Here is a 17,033-nt window from a genome sequence, read left to right as displayed (position 1 = left end):
ATAAATAATAATTATGTATAAAAAAACAAGTTTAAAATCAGGTTTGAGATTTATTCATGTGCCTGTAAAAGATATTGATACAGCAACTTTTTTAGTTCTTTTTGGAGTTGGTTCAAAATATGAAACTGACAAGATAGCTGGATTATCGCATTTTTTGGAGCATATGTTTTTTAAAGGTACTACAAAAAGACCAGATTCGATGGCAATTTCAGAATATTTGGATGAGGTTGGAGGAGAATACAATGCTTTTACTTCAAAAGAATATACTGGATATTATGCCAAGGTTGCTTCTAAGCATATTGAGCGAGGCGTTGATTTTGTTTCTGATATTTTATTACATTCTAAATTTGATGCTAGTGAATTGGAAAAAGAACGCGGTGTTATAATTGAAGAAATGAATATGTATCGTGATATGCCAGCCAATTATGTTTCTGAATTATTTGAAAAATTGTTGTATGGAAATACACCAGCAGGAGAATTAATTGTTGGACATAAAGAATCAATTTTGGGAGTCAAGCGTGATGATTTTGTAAATTATTTTAAAAGTCACTATTTGATAAAAAATGCAGTTGTCTGTATGGCTGGAAATATTGATGAAAAAGAAAGTATGGATTTGGCAGAAAAATATTTAGGTGAGTTTATCGATGGAAAAAAAGTTGATAAAGAAAAAGTTATTGAAAAGCAAGAAAAGTCAGAGATTTTAGTTTTTAATAAAAAAACTGATCAAACGCATTTATGTTTAGGAGTAAGAAGCTTTGATATGTTTTCGGAAAAACGTTATCCATTGTTATTGTTGTCAGTAATTTTAGGTGGCGGAATGAGCTCTAGATTATTTTCGGAAATTAGAGAAAAAAGAGGATTAGCTTATTATGTTCGGGCAAATTCAGAGGAATATACTGATTCTGGATATATGGTTGTCCAAGCTGGTGTTAAAAATGAAAATGCTGATGATGCAATAAAGGTTTGTATTGATGAATTTAAAAAAATAAAAGACGTAAAAGTTTCTGAAAAAGAATTAAAAAAGGCAAAAGAATTTATTAAGGGCAGGACTTTGATTGGCTTGGAATCTTCTGATGAAAAAGCAATGTTTTTTTCAATGCAGGAAGTTTTGAAAAATAAAATAGAGACCATAGAAGAAAAATTTAAAAAAATCGATGCAGTAACAGTAGAAGATGTTCAAAAAATTGCTCAAGAAATTTTTGTTAACGAAAAATTGAATTTATCAATCATTGGACCGATAGAGAATAAGGATGAATATTTAAAATTGTTGAGTTTGTAATTTTAATATAAATTTATATGCAAAAATTTTTAGATCGTAAAGTAGTTTTTGATGTTTCTTACGCTACTTTTTTGAGGGCAGTGTTGATAGTTTTATTGTTGATGTTTTTATTTGCAGTCAAGGATATTCTGCTATTGATTTTTGTTGCTATTGTGATTGCTTCTGGATTAGATCCAGTAATTGATTGGCTTCAGAAAAAAAGAATTCCTCGTGGTATCAGTTCTCTTTTTCTTTTCTTGATTTTACTTGGCTTGATTGCTTTGATTTTTTATCTTTTAGTTCCGCCATTGATTGAGCAGACAAGGCAACTAATTGAGGTTTTGCCAAATTATTTCCAAACTGTTTTTGAAAAAATTTCGCAATTTACGGGGTATTCTCAAGAGCAGAGTCTAGATAAGGCAAAAGAAATCCTGACTTCATTAGAGGATAAAGTAGGAGGTGCAGCATCAAGTGTTTACGGTTGGATTTCTGGTTTATTTGGTGGAATTTTATCGGTTGTCATGATTTTTGTTTTGTCATTTTATTTTATTGTTGAAGAAGGAAGCTTTAAAAAATTTATTAGATCAATCGTGCCATTCCGCCATCGTCCTTATGTTGAAGATTTGGTTGGTAGAATGCAGCTTCAGGTTGGTAAATGGTTGAGAGGTCAGTTGTTATTAGGATTAATTATCGGAGTTGTAATATATATAGGTTTATCTCTGATGGGTGTTAAATATGCTTTGGTATTAGCATTAGTTGCGGGTCTTTTAGAGGTTATACCTTATATCGGTCCAGTAATTTCTGCTATTCCAGCAGTTTTGATTGCATCAGCACAATCTCCTTTGTTGGCTTTGTTTGTTATAATCTTATATTTTTTAGTTCAGCAATTGGAAAATCATCTTTTAGTTCCGAAAATAATGCAAAAGGTTGTTGGATTAAATCCGTTAGTGATTATTTTAGTTATATTAGTTGCTGTGAAATTAGCTGGAATTTTGGGTGCAATAGTGGCTGTTCCAGCTGCAACTTTATTGTCTGTTTTTTTACGAGATATGTTTGACGAGAGAGATAAAAAAGATGAGGACAAGTTAAAAACAGAACTTTGTGAACCAAAATTAGCAGGTGTAAAAGTTGAAAAAGAAGATATTACGAAAAGGACAACAGAGATTCCGCCAGAGAAGAAAGATGTTTCGTAGAAGCGGATTTGACGCTGATTTCGAACGCTGATGCGGCGCTGATTGCTAACATTGATTTGACGCTGAAATAAAATTAATATTGTCATTCTGAGGATTAAATTTGTTGATATCAACAAATTTAATGCCGAAGAATCCCGTGATTTTTTGTTGATTAACGGGATCCTTCGCTACGGTTCAGGATGACGAGTTAAATTATGGGAATATTGTATGTGGTTGGAACGCCAATTGGAAATTTGAAAGATATTACTTTGCGCGCTTTAGAGATTCTGAAGAGCGTTGATTTGATTGCTTGTGAAGATACTAGAGTGACTTCAAAATTATTGGCGAGGTATGAAATTAGTAAAACATTAATTTCTTATCATCAATATAGCAAATTGCAGAAAATTGATTTGTTGATTAATGAATTAAAAAACGGCAAAAATATTGCTTTAGTTTCTGACGCAGGAACGCCAACTATTTCTGATCCTGGAGATGTTTTGGTTAATGAAGCGTATAAAAATAATATTAAAGTAATATCTATTCCTGGAGTTTCAGCTTGTATTTCGGCTATTTCTATTTCTGGTTTTAATACTAATGAATTTGTTTTTTTGGGTTTTTTGCCAAAGAAAAAAGGCAGAGAAACAATGTTTAAATCTTTACAGACAGAAAAAAGATTGATAATATTTTATGAGTCGCCATTTAGAATCAAAAAAACATTAAATGATATTTTAGAGAAACTTGGCGATAAAGAAGTATTTGTGGCTCGTGAATTGACAAAAATGTTTGAAGAAGTGTATCGAGGAAAAGTTTCAGAAATTATGGATAAAGTTAAAGAAAAAGGAGAGTTTGTAGTGGTAATAAAAAATTAATATTTATGACAAAGAAATTTTATATAACAACTCCAATTTATTACGTGAATGACAAGCCTCATCTTGGTCATGCTTATACAACGATTGCAGCTGATATTTTAGCTAGATATCATCGCTTTATTGGTGACGAAGTATTTTTTTTGACTGGCACTGATGAGCACGGCGCAAAAGTAGCAAAGTCTGCTGAAAAAGTTGGCAAAACTCCAAAACAATTTTGTGATGAAATTTCTGCTTTGTATACTTCACTTTGGGATGCATTAAATATTTCCAATAACGATTTTATTAGGACAACAGATGAACGTCATGAAATTGGAGCAAAGAAATTTATTGAAAAATTGAAAGAAGCAGATGCAATTTATGAAGGATCATATGAGGGATTATATTGTACTGGTTGTGAAAAGTTTTTGACTGAAAAAGAATTAGTTGATGGTAAATGTCCTGATCACAAAATTTGTCCAGACAAAATTTCGGAAAAAAATTATTTTTTCAAATTAGACAAGTATGCTAAAAAGGTTCAAGAATTAATTGAGACAGATAAAATTAAGATTGAGCCAGAAAATATTAAGACTGAAGTATTGGGATTATTTAAGCAGGAGTTAGAAAATTTTTCTGTATCTCGTGAAAAAGTAACTTGGGGTATAAAAGTGCCATGGGATGAAAGCCAAGTGATTTATGTTTGGGTTGATGCATTATCAAATTATATTACTGCTTTAGGATATGGAAATGTTGATGATTCAAAATTTAGAAAATATTGGCCAGCAAATTTGCAGCTGATGGGTAAAGATATAATTAAATTTCATGCGATCTATTGGCCAGCTATGTTATTAGCTTTAAATCTTTCTGTACCAAAACAAATTTTTGCTAATGGTTATTTTACTGTGAACGGTCAAAAAATGAGCAAGACGATTGGTAATACAATTGATCCAAATGATTTGGTAAAAAAATATGGTTCTGATGCAACGAGATTTTTGATTATTTCTCAATTTCCTTTTGGTCAAGATGGTGATGTTAAAGCAGAAAAATTTGATGAACAATTTAATGCTAATTTGGCAAATGGTTTAGGAAATTTGGTGAGCAGAGTTACAGCAATGTATTTGAAATTAGATTTGAAAAAAAATAAAAATAATGTTTTGGCAAATAAAGAAGCTGTAAGATTGGTTGCTAATGCTTGGAAAAATTATGAAAAATTCATGGAAGAGAATAAAGTTGATCAAAGTTTGAAATCAACGTTTAGTTTAGTAAAATTTGCTAATGAATATATATCTGTTGAAAAACCATGGGAATTAATAGGATCGGATGATGAAAAGGCAACAATGGTTTTGTTAAATTTAATTGAAATAATTAGACATGTTGCTTGGATGATTTATCCATTTTTGCCCGAAACAGTAGAAAAGATTTTGACACAATTTTCGATGTGGGAAGAGGAGAGTAAATTAGAGTATGCTAAATTGAAAAAGTGGAAACGATTTGATTTAGATTTACAAGTTAAAAAAGGCCAAGCTTTATTTCCACGTATTTAATTTTAGGTACTTAGGTTCTTAGGAACTTAGGATTATAAAATACAATTAATTATAATAATGTCATTATCACCAGAACAATCACCGCAACTAGCCGATATTAATGGGCCTGGAAAAGAAAAACAGACTCCAGGTTTTGAAATTGCAAAAACAGAACAATTAAATCAGTTTGTTGCTGAAGCTGATAAAATTGCAAAAGCGCTTGAAGGAGACGAGCCAGTGTTGCTTGAGCAAGTTTCAAAATTGAAAGAAGCATTAGAAAAAATGGTTGAATCGGATCCAAGAATTGAAGCAAAAAGACTATTTGGTGAAGAAAATTATATGGGACCAGATGAAATAGAAGCATATTTTACAGTTCAAGATGAGAATGGAAATGTTGAAAATCTATTTGAATATACACCAGAAGAAAGACAAAAAATTAATCAAATGTTACGTGAAAAATTAAATGATCCGCAAATCAGAGATTTAATCAGAAGAACATCGAAAGAAGAATTGCGTGAAAGATTCCAGCTTTTTCTTTTTCCAGATAAATTCAAAGATGGTACGCTTGTAACAATGAAAAGTTTATGGGAAAGGTTTCAGCCAGAAATGGAGAGACGAGGTTTGGGAAAATTGTTTTTTGGTGAAATTGGTACTGATAAATGTTGGTTTTATAATGACAGTAACAAAGAAGATTTTTTTACAGCTGATTCAAATCAGTTATCTTGGAAATTATTAAGCAAGGGTAATATTGAAGGATCTAATAACAAGAACTATGTTGAGGAAACGAGATTTTTGAGAGAATACTTAAGACAAAACAACTTGGCAACAGCTGATGAGTTAAGTGAATGCAGTGATGCAAAATTGACAGAATTAACTCAGCTTATGGCAAGAAATTGGAAAAAAGCAGCTGAACGATTATCTGAGCTTAGAATCAATCAGAAATACAGAATTAATCCCTTAGAAGTTATTTTTATTCATACAGCTAAAAAAAGCGTTTTGACGAATGCTTCTGCTAGAACTGCAAAGTATGCAAAGTGCTCGTCTGGTGGGGGGTTAGTTGGTGTTGGTTTTGGTGGCTCTGGTGCTCAGGGTGCGTTTGTGGTTAGGTGGGGGCCTGTTAATGCTGATTCTGATTTGGGCGTTTCTTTGTCCCGCTAATATATTTGAATCCTTGACACTTGGTCGCTTGAACGTTTGACATTTTAAACCTCAAAATTTTTTTAAATAATATTAGAATTAAATTAAGGAAAAAATTATATGATAGAAAGATATGAATTTGGTTTAATGTTAATTGATGGCAAAGAATATAAATCAGATATTGTGATTAAGCCAGGCGAAATTTTGGCAAAGGAATGGTTTCGAGAAGAAGGGCATGAATTAAGAGTGATTGATGTAAAAGATTATATTGATGAAGAAGATAAATTTGTGGTAATTGGTACAGGCGATGGAGGAGAAATGCAAGTACCTGATGCAACAAAGGAATTTTTTAAAGAAAAAGGATTAGAAGTTATAATTTCTGATACTACGAAAGCAGTTGCAGAATATAATAGATTGGAAAAAGAGGGTAGGGATGTTGTTGGATTTTTCCATATTACTTGTTAGTTTCTTAGGGCTTAGGATTTTTTAACTCAAATAACATATAAAATTATGAGAAAAAAAATTGTTTTTGCTGGATGTTTATTATTTGCTTCTTTGATTTTGAGTGGATGTGCATCGAATAATATTGAAGATTTTAGTTGTGGAACAAAGAAAGATTCTGCTGGAATGAAACAAAGTGATGCTTTAAAAATTGCTCAAGCAAGTAGTTGCAACCAAGAAGGATTAACAACAAAAATTTCTTGCAATGAAAATACTGGAACTTGGTGGATTGATTTAAAAACTAAAAAAGAAGGTTGTAGTCCGGCTTGTGTGATTGATGTCAAAAAAAAGACTGCTGAGATTAATTGGCGATGTACTGGTCTGAAGAATTAACGAATTTAAAATCTAAAGTCAAAAATAAAGTAAAAAGTTAAAAATATGATTGATACACATGCGCATCTTGATTTTAAAGATTATGATAATGATCGAGATGAAGTAATTAAAAGGTCGTTTGCGAATGGACTAGAAAAAATTATTAATGTTGGAGCAAATTTAGATCGAAGTAAGCAAGCAATTCTGATTGCAGAAAATAATGAGGATATTTTTGCAACTGTTGGCGTACATCCAGAAGATTTGAAAGATTTTGATAATAATTTTAGGGAAAATTTTATTAAATTAGCAAAGACTAAAAAAGTAGTGGCGATTGGTGAATGCGGATTAGATTATTTTTACACTAAGGATCCAAAAAATATTGAACAACAGAAGAAATTATTTATTGCTGAAATTGAGATTGCTAAAGAATTAAATTTACCATTGATTATCCATTGCCGAGATGCTTATGAAGATGCATATGAAATTTTGAAAGATAAACAAGCTAAAGGAGTAATGCATTGTTATCTGAGCAACTGGCAAATGGCGCAAAAATTTTTGGATTTAGGATTTTATATTTCATTTACTGGTGCAATTACATATAAAAAGAAAGAAGAAGTATTGGAAGTTGTCAAAAAAATGTCATTAGATAAAATAATGGTTGAGACTGATTGTCCATATTTAACTCCACAAATTTTTCGAGGAGAAAGAAATGAGCCAATGTATGTGAAATATGTAATTAAAAAGATTGCAGAGATTAAAGGAATTAATTTTGATGAGGTGGAGAAGAAAACGACTGAAAATGCAGTTAAGTTATTTGAATTATGAATCATGAATTAAGAATTATGATTTGAAGGATGAGTTGTGAATTATGAATTCTCGATTCATTATTCTTTATTCTAATCTTGATTCATTATTCTTAATTCATAATTCATTATAAATTTATGTCAGTAGAAAAAGTAAATATTTTTGGCGAAGATGAGAATGAAATGGGAGTTCCAAAACAAGATGAAAAACGAGAACAGGAAGAACGCGAGGAAAGACCTCAGCGTCCAGAATATGGTCCTGAGTCGGAATTGGAAATAATTCCAAACAAGGAAAAAAAGAATGAAAATCCTTTTAATCCAGGCATGCCAAAGGAAAGGCCAGTAATTAAAAAGAAGAAAGAGAAAGAATTACCGAATTAAACACTCTAATTAATTTTCGAATTTATCGAATTATTTTTCGAATACTATGAAATATGATTTTAAAAAAATAGAAAAAAAGTGGCAGAAAAAATGGGATGAAGAAAAGCTTTATCAGGTTGATGTTAAAAAATCTGCCAAACCTTTTTATAATTTGATGATGTTTCCATATCCATCTGCTGAAGGTTTGCATGTTGGAAATATGTACGCTTTTACTGGATCAGACATTTATGGACGCTATCAAAGATTAAAGGGCAATGATGTTTTTGAACCAATTGGATTGGATGGTTTTGGTATCCATTCAGAAAATTTTGCAATTAAAAATAAGATTCATCCAGCAGTGATGGCAGAAAAAACTCAGAAAAGATTTTATGAACAATTACACATGATAGGTAATGCTTATGATTGGTCAAAGACTTTGGAAACCTATGATCCAAATTATTATAAATGGACGCAATGGCTATTTTTGCAGATGTACAAAAGAGGATTGGCATACAAAAAGAAAGCAGCTGTGAATTGGTGTCCTTCTTGTATGACTGTTTTGTCTGATGAGCAAGTTGAAGCTGGTTTATGTGAAAGATGTAAAACAGAAGTTGTAAAAAAAGATATGAGCCAATGGTTTTTCAAGATTACTGATTATGCTGAAAAATTATTAAAAAATATTGATAAAATTGATTGGACAGAAAAGACAAAATTAGCGCAGAAAAATTGGATTGGAAAGTCAGAAGGCATAGAAATTGAATACAAAATTGTTGACAGTGACAAGAAAATAATTTGTTTTACAACGCGACCAGATACTAATTTTGGTGCGACATTTGTAGTATTGGCGCCAGAAAGTAAAGTTTTGAATGAGATGGTTACTGATGAGCATAAAAAAGAAGTTGAAGATTATGTTAAGAAATCATTAGCAAAAAGTGAACAAGACAGAATTGAAGAGGGACGAGAAAAAACAGGCGTTTTTACTGGAGCTTATTGTATTAATAATTTGACAGGTAAGAAAATGCCGATTTGGGTATCTGATTTTGTTTTGGGAAATGTAGGTACTGGTGCAGTTGTCGGTGTGCCTGGTCATGATATCAGAGATTTTGAATTTGCAAAGAAATTTAAATTGCCGATTATCCGAGTTGTTATTGGAAAAGATAATGATACTTCAGAAATTATAGAAGCAAAACAGGTTCAAGAAAAAGAAGGAAAAATGATTAATTCTGATTTTTTGAATGGTTTAGATATTCATGATGCGACTAAAAAAATAATGGACTACTTAGAAAAAAAAAGTTGGGGTCAGAGAGTGGTTAATTATAAATTACGCGATTGGTGTATTTCTAGACAAAGATTTTGGGGACCGCCAATTCCAATCGTTTATTGTGAAAGTTGTGCTAAGAGAAAGCCAAAAATTATTTTAGTGCACGGAATTTATGGTCATTCTAAAGAAAATTGGTTCCCTTGGTTTAAACAAGAAATGGAAAATAGAGGCTATGAAGTTTTAATTCCTGATTTGCCAAATAATGAGCATCCGAAGATGAATGAATGGATTTCTGCGCTGGAAAAATTACCGATTAAAAAAGATGACCAGATATATTTAATTGGCCATAGTTTGGGTGCTCCAGCTGCTTGCCAGTTTGCATTGAAAAATAAGTTAAATATTGAAAAATTGATTTTAGTTGCACCTACTGGGAATAGTCAAGGTGAGTTAAATTGGAATAATTTGAAGAATGCTGGTTGTGATGACGAGGCATTAGCAATCATTAAGGAATTCAATGAACTGAATATCGGATTAGATGAACTGTCTAAATTAGTTAAAGAAAAAGTAATTTACTTGTCTGATAATGATCCATATATTCCTTTAGAAGTTAAAAAGGACTATGAAGTCTTAAATGCTAAAGTTAGTGTATTTAAGAATAAAGGACATTTCAATGAGACTGCTGGTATTAAAGAATTGCCGGAAATACTTTTTGAATTTCCTGATTCTATAAATAGCGGTATAATTCCAGTTCCAGAAGAAGATTTGCCAGTAATGTTGCCAAAGACTGATGATTATTTGCCTGACGGAACTGATCGATCGCCTCTTGCTCGAAATTTGGAATTTGTTAATACGAAATGTCCAAAATGTGGAGGAGAGGCAAAAAGAGAAACTGATGTCTCAGATACATTCTTAGATTCATCTTGGTATTTTTTGAGATATCCAAGTGTTGATATAAAAGATCAGCCTTTTGATAAAGAGATTACAAAAAAATGGTTGCCAGTTGATATGTATATTGGCGGACATGAGCATGCTGTACTTCATTTACTTTATACAAGATTTGTGACAATGGTTTTACATGATTTAGGGATGATTGATTTTGAAGAGCCTTTTAAAAAATTTCGAGCGCATGGTTTGATTATTAAAGATGGTGCCAAGATGTCAAAATCAAAAGGTAACGTTGTAAATCCTGATCTATATATTGAAAAATATGGCGCTGATGTTTTGAGGACTTATTTGATGTTTATCGGACCATTAAAACAAGGTGGCGATTTTAGAGATGAAGGTGTTGTTGGAATTGAGCGTTTTTTTGGTAGACTTTTCTTTTTAGTTTCTCAGGTACTTAGTTCCTTAGGTACTCAGGATGATGTGTTTGTTATTCAGAGAAATAAATTAATCAAAAAAGCAACTCATGATGTTGAGGAATTGGATTATAATACGATCATTGCATCATCAATGGAATTTTTGAATTTGTTAGATAAGCAAAAAGATAAAATTTCTAAAATTGATATAGAGACTTTGTTAATTATTTTGTCTCCTTTTGCTCCGCATTTTTGTGAAGAAATGTGGGAGACGCTTGGGAATAAGGAAAGTGTTTTTAAAGCATCTTGGCCATTATTTGATGAAAGTAAAATGAAAGAAGAAAAAGTTAAAATGATTATTCAGATCAATGGCAAAGTGAGAGATTTTATGGAAGTTGATACAAATATTTCTGAAGAGAAGGCAAGTGAACTTGTGCAAAAGAGAGAAAAGATTATGAAATATATTGTTGGAAAAAAGATTAAGAAAATGATTTTTGTAAAGGGAAGATTGATTAATATAGTTGTATAAAATACTCTAATTAATTTTCGAATAAATCGAATTAATTTTCGAATAAAAATCCGCCTTCGTTAAAACTTCGGCGGACAAAGAAAAAGTCCAGACTAAGGTTTGGACTTTTGAGTGAATGAGCGTTTAGGCTGTTTGAGTTTGTTGAGCTTCGATCATGATTTGATATTTCATCCAACCGATAATAAAATCAATTCCCTCTTCGTTGTTGCCGCCTTCGGGAATAATTATGTTAGCAAATTCTTTGGTTGGTTCGAAGTGAATTTTGAAGGCACGACTAACTTTTGGCCATTGTTTGCGAACTGATTCATTCGTTCTGCCACGACCACCTTCTTCTTTGGGTCTAGTATCTCTATCTTGTCTTCTGAAACCGCAAATATCTAGTGTTGGATCAACAAATAGTTTTTTGCGGTAAAGTGTTCTAAGTTTTGGATGCCAAAGAGCCATATGGCTGTCAATAAGATTAAAGCGTTTTGGCGTGATGATGAGTGGCTCTGGCCTGGTAACTCTAGTATGGCTGTCGAAATCGTATAGAGGCATTTCAACAGGTTTTCCTTCCTTTAAGCACATTACAAAATGAATAACTTCGAACCAATCAAGAGAATTATTAGGATCATCAAAATCCAGCTTCTCTCTTTCTTCTGGAGGCATATCGCTGCGATCAAGATAAAAATTATCTAATTCGTTATGCCCAACGTACTCTTCGCCAACAGCAGCAATAATTTTTTTTGCAACCTCTCCCTTGCCTGATCCACTTGCTCCTGTGATTGCAATGATATCATAAATTGATGGCCTATATAATCTTACTTTTGGTTGGATGATCACTTTTTCCTCCATTGTCCGCTTGCCATTGAACTATGGCGAAAGCGGGCTTTTGCTAGGGTACGAGAAAAAGCCTTGTTTAATTCATATTAAGATATTAGAATAGTTCGTCAAGTCAAATTTATGCGAAAAGTATCAAAAATTGGAATTGTAATATTAATGTTGGCTATTCTTGTAGCTATTGATTTGTTTTTGGTAAAAATGTTTCAACCTCAAGAAATATCTGAAATAAATGAATATAATGAGTCGCTAAATATAGAAAATCAATCTGAACAAAATATTAGTTCAGAGAATATTGTAGCTGAAGAGAATCAAAATGACGAAAAAGATATAAAAAAGAAACCAGAATTTGTAATGCCTGCGAGTTGTGATCTAGATGCTCCATTTACATGCCAAGCGCCATATCAGAATTGGGCAGAGCCTTGGCAGGAAGCTTGTGAGGAAGCATCTTTGATGATGATTGATCATTATTTGAAAGGAGAATATTTGAATTTAGAAATTCCTAAAGATGTAGCTAATCAGGAAATTTTGGATATGGTAGATTGGCAAGTACAAAATTGGGGTGGACATTTTGATTTGAAGGCAGAAGATATTGTCAGATTAGCAAAAGAGTATTATGGTTATAAGAATGTTGAAGCTAAATATGATATTACAGTTGAAGATATAAAGAAAGAATTAGCGCAAGGAAATGTTGTTTTAGCGCCAACTGCTGGACAAATGCTTGCTAATCCTCATTTTACGGCACCTGGTCCTGTTTACCATAATTTGGTAATTGTTGGATTTGATGAAAATGGATTTATTACAAATGATCCAGGAATTTGGCAAGGATTTAAATTTAGATATACTTTTGATAATTTGTATAATGCGATTCATGATTATGATCCAAGTTCGATGTTGAATGGAAAAAAAGTTATGATAGTTATAAAGAAATAAATATTCGGATATTTGGAAATTCGGAAATTACGGAGATTAGATATCGTACTTTAACAACGAGAAAAGGAGGAGAGAAAGAATGCCAAGCCAGAAGCATAATTTGACAGTTTCTTGCAAGCTTAGCGTGTTGTATGCTTTGCGAGAAGTTTTTAGAGGGGGTCAACTTTGGGATAGTTTTCTATACAATTTCTTGTCTGATTATATAGAAGAAGCAAAAGAAGAAGTAGTGTTGTTACAATTTCCGGATGATGAAGATGGTCGAAAGCAATTAGCGAAATTTCAGAGGGCGACCTTTAGTTTAATGAAAGATGTTGTGCAATTGGCTAGTGAGGTAGATAATTTTTCAAAATCTGTTTTTATTGAGCAAGAGGGAGGAGGACAGTAATGAGCGAAGAAATGGATGGAATGCGAAGATTGAGATGCGGAAGACATTTGTTGGTTGCTTTGCATGATTGTTTGTTTGAAGCAGAAGATCAAGTTTCTTTGGTTTTGACAGAAAGTTTGGAAGAGGCGATGATTCATTGTGGAAATGATGAATTGAAAGAAGCAACTTTGTTTTTTGCGGATAATCCGGCAGGTGATGTGCAATTTTTGAGGTTGAGAGAGGCATGGAAGATTTTGCACAAAGAAATGACTATTTTAGATGCTGGAATTCGTTTGCATGCCGATTCCCTAGCCAAGGAGGGAAGGAAAAATGTTTGAAAAAGATAAGATTGAAGTATCATTTGATTATACTTTAGCTCATTCATTGTTAGAAATTGTACGTGAACAACTTGGCGAGCAACATCCTTTGCTTGATAAAATGATTGCAGCAATTGATCAACATACATGTAGAAAAGCAAAGTTGGTGAAAATAGTTTTGTCTGATCGTGCACAATTGAATGATTTCCGAAATATTTTGGCTCAGTTGATTTCACGAGCTACAAAATTAAACGAGGAGATTCGTGTACATTAAGTGATTACCAGTTTTTACTGGTTTTTTTATGTCTTGAGATAGCAAAAAAAATATGTTAAATTGATATAACTATAGTTTTTTTTACTTTTTAATTTTTACTTTTTAATTTTAAAAACATGTGCGGAATAATAGCTTATATCGGAAATAAAAAAGCATCACCGATTTTAGTTGATGGTTTGAAAAAATTAGAATATCGTGGATATGATTCTTGGGGTTTGGCGACTATCAGTGATGGAAAAATTAATTTTGTGAAAAGCGTTGGCAGAATTGGCCAGAATTTAGAGATGACTAATCTTGCTGGAACAATTGGAATGGGTCATACAAGATGGGCAACTCATGGAGGAGTAACAGATCAGAATGCTCATCCTCATTTGGATTGTGAAGGAAAAATTGCAGTAATTCATAATGGGATTATTGAGAATTTTGCCAAATTAAAAGAGCAATTGATTAAAGAAGGTCATAAATTTAGATCAGAAACTGATACTGAAGTTTTAAGCCATTTGATTGAAAAATATTATGAAGGAAATTTGAAAGAAGCAGTGAGAAAAGCTTTGCTTTGCATTGATGGAACATATGGTATTGTTGTTATTTCTTCACTTGAACCAGATAGGATTGTTGCAGCTCGTCATGGTAGTCCATTAGTCGTGGGAGTTGGTGAGGGAGAAAATTATTTTGCGTCTGATGCGACAGCTTTGATTCCTTATACGAAAAAAGTGGTTTATATTGAAGAAAATGAGATTGTGGAAATTACAAAAGAAGGTTTTTATACTATTACAATTGATGATAAAAAAGTTAATTCAGAAGTTCATGAAATTGATTGGCAACAGGATTTAGCTGAAAAGAAAGATTTTAAACATTTTATGATGAAAGAAATTTTTGAACAGCCAAAAGTAGTTGAAAATGCTTCAGCTGGTCGAGTTGTATCTTCGGAAGGTTTGGCTCATCTTGGCGGTTTAAATATGTCAATTGAAGAAATGTTAAGAGTCAAAAGAATTGTTTTTATTGCTTGCGGTACTGCTTTGCATGCTGGAATGGTTGGAAAATACATGATTGAAGAATGCGCGTCAATTCCTTGTGAAGTCGAATGCGCATCAGAATTGCGTTATAAAAGAATTCTATTAGATAAAGATACTCTTGTTTTTGTAATATCGCAATCTGGTGAAACAGCTGACACAATTGCAGCAATGCGAGAAATACAGAGAAAGGGTATTAAAGTTTTGGGAATTTCTAATGTTGTTGGATCAACGATTGCTCGTGAAACTGATGGCGGAGTTTTTGTTCATGCTGGACCAGAAATTGGCGTTGCTTCAACAAAAGCTTTTTTGGCGCAAACTACTGTTCTATCAATCTTGGCTTTAGAATTTGGTAGACTTAAAAATTTGTCTTTCATGGAAGGAAAAAATATTGCAGAAGAGATAAAGAAAATTCCAGAAAAGATAAAGAAAATTTTAGAACAAAATGACAAAATAAAAAATTTAGCAGAAAAATATCGTGATTACAAAAATTTCTTGTATTTAGGTAGAAGATTTAATTATCCTATGGCATTGGAAGGAGCTTTGAAGTTAAAAGAAATTTCTTATATTCATGCTGAAGGCTATTCTGCTGGAGAAATGAAACATGGCGCAATTGCCTTGATTGATGAAAATTTTCCATGTTTTTTCATAGTTCCAAAAGATAGTGTTTATGACAAAACAATTAGTAATATGCAAGAAATAAGAGCAAGGAAAGGCAAAATTATTGCTATTACGACAGAGAGAAATACTGACATTGAAAAATATGCAGATGACGTGATTTATATTCCAGAAACTATAGAATTGCTTGAGCCATTGTTAACTGTTGTGCCAATGCAATTGCTGGCTTATCATATTGCAGAAATCAAAGGATTGGATGTGGATAAGCCGAGGAATTTGGCAAAGAGTGTGACTGTTGAATAATTCTAATTTTTATTCGAATTATATTCTAATTATTTTCGAATTAAAAAAACCTCGGGCGAGGTTAGAAAGGACATAGAGTTTTTGTTTTGAGAGCGTTTCCGATCCATAGAAAGCCGATGCCTTCAAGAATGATGAATGGGGTGGTGAAATTCATGAAGATCAGTTCTGTTTGGATTGGGGCGCGAAGAACTACTGTTACAAAAATTGAAGTAATGAAGAACAAAATAGCGTAAAGTACGAGAATGAGACCGAAGATTCTTGAAAGGCTTTCTGCTATTTTATCCATTAGCTTTTCAAATGTCTGCCTCATCGTTTTTCCTCCTTCCTTTTGTGGCGAGGAATTTAATTGATTTTAAAGTTTATTATTATTCATGCAAAAAGTCAAGAAAATTATCTATATTGGTGGTGGAACTGGAGCAAGTGTTGTTTTGGGTGGGTTAAAAGTGCACAAAAATGTTCAATTAACTAGTGTTTATCCAGTGACTGATAGTGGAGGATCAACTGGCAGATTATTGAAAGAAAATAAGGATTTATTGCCGATGGGTGATTTAAGAAAAATGCTGTTAGCTTTAATGCCGGAAAATAAAACGTGGAAAGATATTTTAGATTTTCGTTTTGAAAAAGGTGAATTTGAGGGTCATAATTTGGGAAATATTATTATTGCGAATTTACAAGAAAAATCTGGTGATATTGAAAAGGCGATTGAAGAATTATGCAAAGAATTAAAAATAAAAGATAAGATAATGCCTGTAGCTTTGAAAAGAGCTGATCTATGCGTAGAACTTGAAAATGGACAAGTCATAAAATCAGAAACCAATATTGATGAAGTAATTGGTTTTGATGGCAATTTGAAGATAAAAAAGGCTTGGATTGAACCAAAGATTAAAGCAAATCCTAGTGTTTTAAAGGCTATCAAAGAGGCAAATTTGATTGTAATTGGACCTGGAGATTTATATACTTCTGTTGTTGCATGTTTATGTGTTTCTGGTATTGCTAATGCCCTAAAGGCATCTAGAGCCAAAATTGTTTATGTCAGCAACATAATGACTAAGTTTGGACAGACGAACAATTTTAGTGTTCAGGACCATGTAGATGTTTTGGAACAATATTTGGGGCTTGGAATTTTGGATTATGTCATATATAATAAAACCAAGCCTAGTTTAGAAATACTTAAACAACATACGGAAATAAAAGGAAATTTTGTTGAATTTTTGAATCAGAAAAATACTCAAAAAATTAATTATATTGGTGCTGATTTATTAGGAAAAGCTTATAAGAAAAAGAAATCTGATGTTTTGATAAGGAGTTTGATTCATCATGATTCTAAAAAATTGGCAAAAATATTATTTGAATTGGTGTAATCAGGCGTTGTCATTCAGCGTTTATCAGCGTT

At 32.3% G+C, this 17,033-nt stretch carries 17 protein-coding genes; 16 read left to right on the top strand and 1 reads right to left on the bottom strand.

What is annotated here, in order from left to right; all coding sequences use genetic code 11:
* Window positions 1-13: 13 nt before the first annotated feature.
* The 10 genes from WC663_03595 to leuS all read left to right on the top strand — a co-directional run bounded on the left by WC663_03595 (window position 14) and on the right by leuS (window position 10,999).
* Entirely contained in the window at window positions 14-1,279 is a 1,266-nt protein-coding gene (locus WC663_03595) for a pitrilysin family protein (GenBank protein MFA6296412.1), read from the top strand.
* Between the two features lie 17 nt (window positions 1,280-1,296).
* Complete coding sequence (locus tag WC663_03590) at window positions 1,297-2,451, top strand: AI-2E family transporter (protein ID MFA6296411.1); 1,155 nt, start codon at window positions 1,297-1,299, stop codon at window positions 2,449-2,451.
* Window positions 2,452-2,651: 200 nt separating this feature from the next.
* Window positions 2,652-3,299, top strand: coding sequence for a 16S rRNA (cytidine(1402)-2'-O)-methyltransferase (gene rsmI / locus WC663_03585; protein ID MFA6296410.1), 648 nt, complete (start codon window positions 2,652-2,654; stop codon window positions 3,297-3,299).
* A gap of 5 nt (window positions 3,300-3,304) precedes the next feature.
* On the top strand, window positions 3,305-4,819 hold the full coding sequence (gene metG / locus WC663_03580) for a methionine--tRNA ligase (protein MFA6296409.1): 1,515 nt from the start codon (window positions 3,305-3,307) through the stop codon (window positions 4,817-4,819).
* 57 nt (window positions 4,820-4,876) lie between these two features.
* Window positions 4,877-5,956: a hypothetical protein gene (locus WC663_03575; GenBank protein MFA6296408.1), complete on the top strand. Its 1,080-nt coding sequence runs from the start codon at window positions 4,877-4,879 to the stop codon at window positions 5,954-5,956.
* 99 nt (window positions 5,957-6,055) lie between these two features.
* A complete protein-coding gene (locus WC663_03570) occupies window positions 6,056-6,400 on the top strand; it encodes an MTH938/NDUFAF3 family protein (protein ID MFA6296407.1) in 345 nt (114 codons plus the stop codon).
* Between the two features lie 45 nt (window positions 6,401-6,445).
* On the top strand, window positions 6,446-6,769 hold the full coding sequence (locus WC663_03565; GenBank protein MFA6296406.1) for a hypothetical protein: 324 nt from the start codon (window positions 6,446-6,448) through the stop codon (window positions 6,767-6,769).
* 45 nt (window positions 6,770-6,814) lie between these two features.
* Complete coding sequence (locus WC663_03560) at window positions 6,815-7,573, top strand: TatD family hydrolase (protein MFA6296405.1); 759 nt, start codon at window positions 6,815-6,817, stop codon at window positions 7,571-7,573.
* A 116-nt stretch (window positions 7,574-7,689) separates the two neighbouring features.
* A complete protein-coding gene (locus WC663_03555) occupies window positions 7,690-7,932 on the top strand; it encodes a hypothetical protein (GenBank protein MFA6296404.1) in 243 nt (80 codons plus the stop codon).
* A gap of 46 nt (window positions 7,933-7,978) precedes the next feature.
* A complete protein-coding gene (gene leuS / locus WC663_03550) occupies window positions 7,979-10,999 on the top strand; it encodes a leucine--tRNA ligase (GenBank protein MFA6296403.1) in 3,021 nt (1,006 codons plus the stop codon).
* A gap of 123 nt (window positions 11,000-11,122) precedes the next feature.
* On the opposite strand, the gene WC663_03545 is transcribed toward leuS, so the two are convergent.
* Window positions 11,123-11,821 (bottom strand): uridine kinase, encoded by a 699-nt coding sequence (locus tag WC663_03545; protein ID MFA6296402.1) that lies wholly within the window; start codon window positions 11,819-11,821, stop codon window positions 11,123-11,125.
* A gap of 120 nt (window positions 11,822-11,941) precedes the next feature.
* Here WC663_03545 and WC663_03540 point away from each other — a divergent pair, with 120 nt between their 5' ends.
* The 6 genes from WC663_03540 (at window position 11,942) to WC663_03515 (ending at window position 17,001) form a co-directional block, all read left to right on the top strand.
* Window positions 11,942-12,751, top strand: a complete 810-nt coding sequence (locus WC663_03540; protein ID MFA6296401.1) for a C39 family peptidase — start codon at window positions 11,942-11,944, stop codon at window positions 12,749-12,751.
* 79 nt (window positions 12,752-12,830) lie between these two features.
* The gene (locus WC663_03535; GenBank protein ID MFA6296400.1) at window positions 12,831-13,136 is read left to right on the top strand and encodes a hypothetical protein; all 306 of its coding nucleotides are present in this window, start codon (window positions 12,831-12,833) and stop codon (window positions 13,134-13,136) included.
* A complete protein-coding gene (locus WC663_03530; protein MFA6296399.1) occupies window positions 13,136-13,453 on the top strand; it encodes a hypothetical protein in 318 nt (105 codons plus the stop codon). Before WC663_03535 ends, WC663_03530 begins: the two co-directional genes overlap by 1 nt.
* Window positions 13,446-13,706 (top strand): hypothetical protein, encoded by a 261-nt coding sequence (locus tag WC663_03525; protein MFA6296398.1) that lies wholly within the window; start codon window positions 13,446-13,448, stop codon window positions 13,704-13,706. The genes WC663_03530 and WC663_03525 overlap by 8 nt, the downstream gene beginning before the upstream one ends.
* 116 nt (window positions 13,707-13,822) lie before the next feature.
* Entirely contained in the window at window positions 13,823-15,640 is a 1,818-nt protein-coding gene (gene glmS / locus WC663_03520; GenBank protein MFA6296397.1) for a glutamine--fructose-6-phosphate transaminase (isomerizing), read from the top strand.
* 371 nt (window positions 15,641-16,011) lie between these two features.
* Window positions 16,012-17,001: a gluconeogenesis factor YvcK family protein gene (locus tag WC663_03515; protein MFA6296396.1), complete on the top strand. Its 990-nt coding sequence runs from the start codon at window positions 16,012-16,014 to the stop codon at window positions 16,999-17,001.
* Window positions 17,002-17,033 lie beyond the last annotated feature (32 nt).

The sequence above is a fragment of the Patescibacteria group bacterium genome (genome assembly GCA_041662665.1).
GTDB lineage: Bacteria > Patescibacteriota > JABMPQ01 > JABMPQ01 > JAQVVF01 > JAQVVF01.
Note: the sequence above shows the minus strand (reverse complement) of the source record. Positions and strands in the feature narration are given on the sequence as shown.

Excerpts from the sequence above, each read along its gene's own strand:
- WC663_03560 (MFA6296405.1), top strand. The coding sequence starts at position 6,815 with ATGATTGATACACATGCGCATCTTGATTTTAAAGATTATGATAATGAT.
- leuS (MFA6296403.1), top strand. The coding sequence starts at position 7,979 with ATGAAATATGATTTTAAAAAAATAGAAAAAAAGTGGCAGAAAAAATGG.
- WC663_03575 (MFA6296408.1), top strand. The coding sequence starts at position 4,877 with ATGTCATTATCACCAGAACAATCACCGCAACTAGCCGATATTAATGGG.
- WC663_03525 (MFA6296398.1), top strand. The coding sequence starts at position 13,446 with ATGTTTGAAAAAGATAAGATTGAAGTATCATTTGATTATACTTTAGCT.
- WC663_03595 (MFA6296412.1), top strand. The coding sequence starts at position 14 with ATGTATAAAAAAACAAGTTTAAAATCAGGTTTGAGATTTATTCATGTG.
- WC663_03515 (MFA6296396.1), top strand. The coding sequence starts at position 16,012 with ATGCAAAAAGTCAAGAAAATTATCTATATTGGTGGTGGAACTGGAGCA.
- WC663_03590 (MFA6296411.1), top strand. The coding sequence starts at position 1,297 with ATGCAAAAATTTTTAGATCGTAAAGTAGTTTTTGATGTTTCTTACGCT.
- metG (MFA6296409.1), top strand. The coding sequence starts at position 3,305 with ATGACAAAGAAATTTTATATAACAACTCCAATTTATTACGTGAATGAC.
- WC663_03530 (MFA6296399.1), top strand. The coding sequence starts at position 13,136 with ATGAGCGAAGAAATGGATGGAATGCGAAGATTGAGATGCGGAAGACAT.
- glmS (MFA6296397.1), top strand. The coding sequence starts at position 13,823 with ATGTGCGGAATAATAGCTTATATCGGAAATAAAAAAGCATCACCGATT.
- WC663_03535 (MFA6296400.1), top strand. The coding sequence starts at position 12,831 with ATGCCAAGCCAGAAGCATAATTTGACAGTTTCTTGCAAGCTTAGCGTG.
- WC663_03565 (MFA6296406.1), top strand. The coding sequence starts at position 6,446 with ATGAGAAAAAAAATTGTTTTTGCTGGATGTTTATTATTTGCTTCTTTG.
- WC663_03570 (MFA6296407.1), top strand. The coding sequence starts at position 6,056 with ATGATAGAAAGATATGAATTTGGTTTAATGTTAATTGATGGCAAAGAA.
- WC663_03555 (MFA6296404.1), top strand. The coding sequence starts at position 7,690 with ATGTCAGTAGAAAAAGTAAATATTTTTGGCGAAGATGAGAATGAAATG.
- WC663_03540 (MFA6296401.1), top strand. The coding sequence starts at position 11,942 with ATGCGAAAAGTATCAAAAATTGGAATTGTAATATTAATGTTGGCTATT.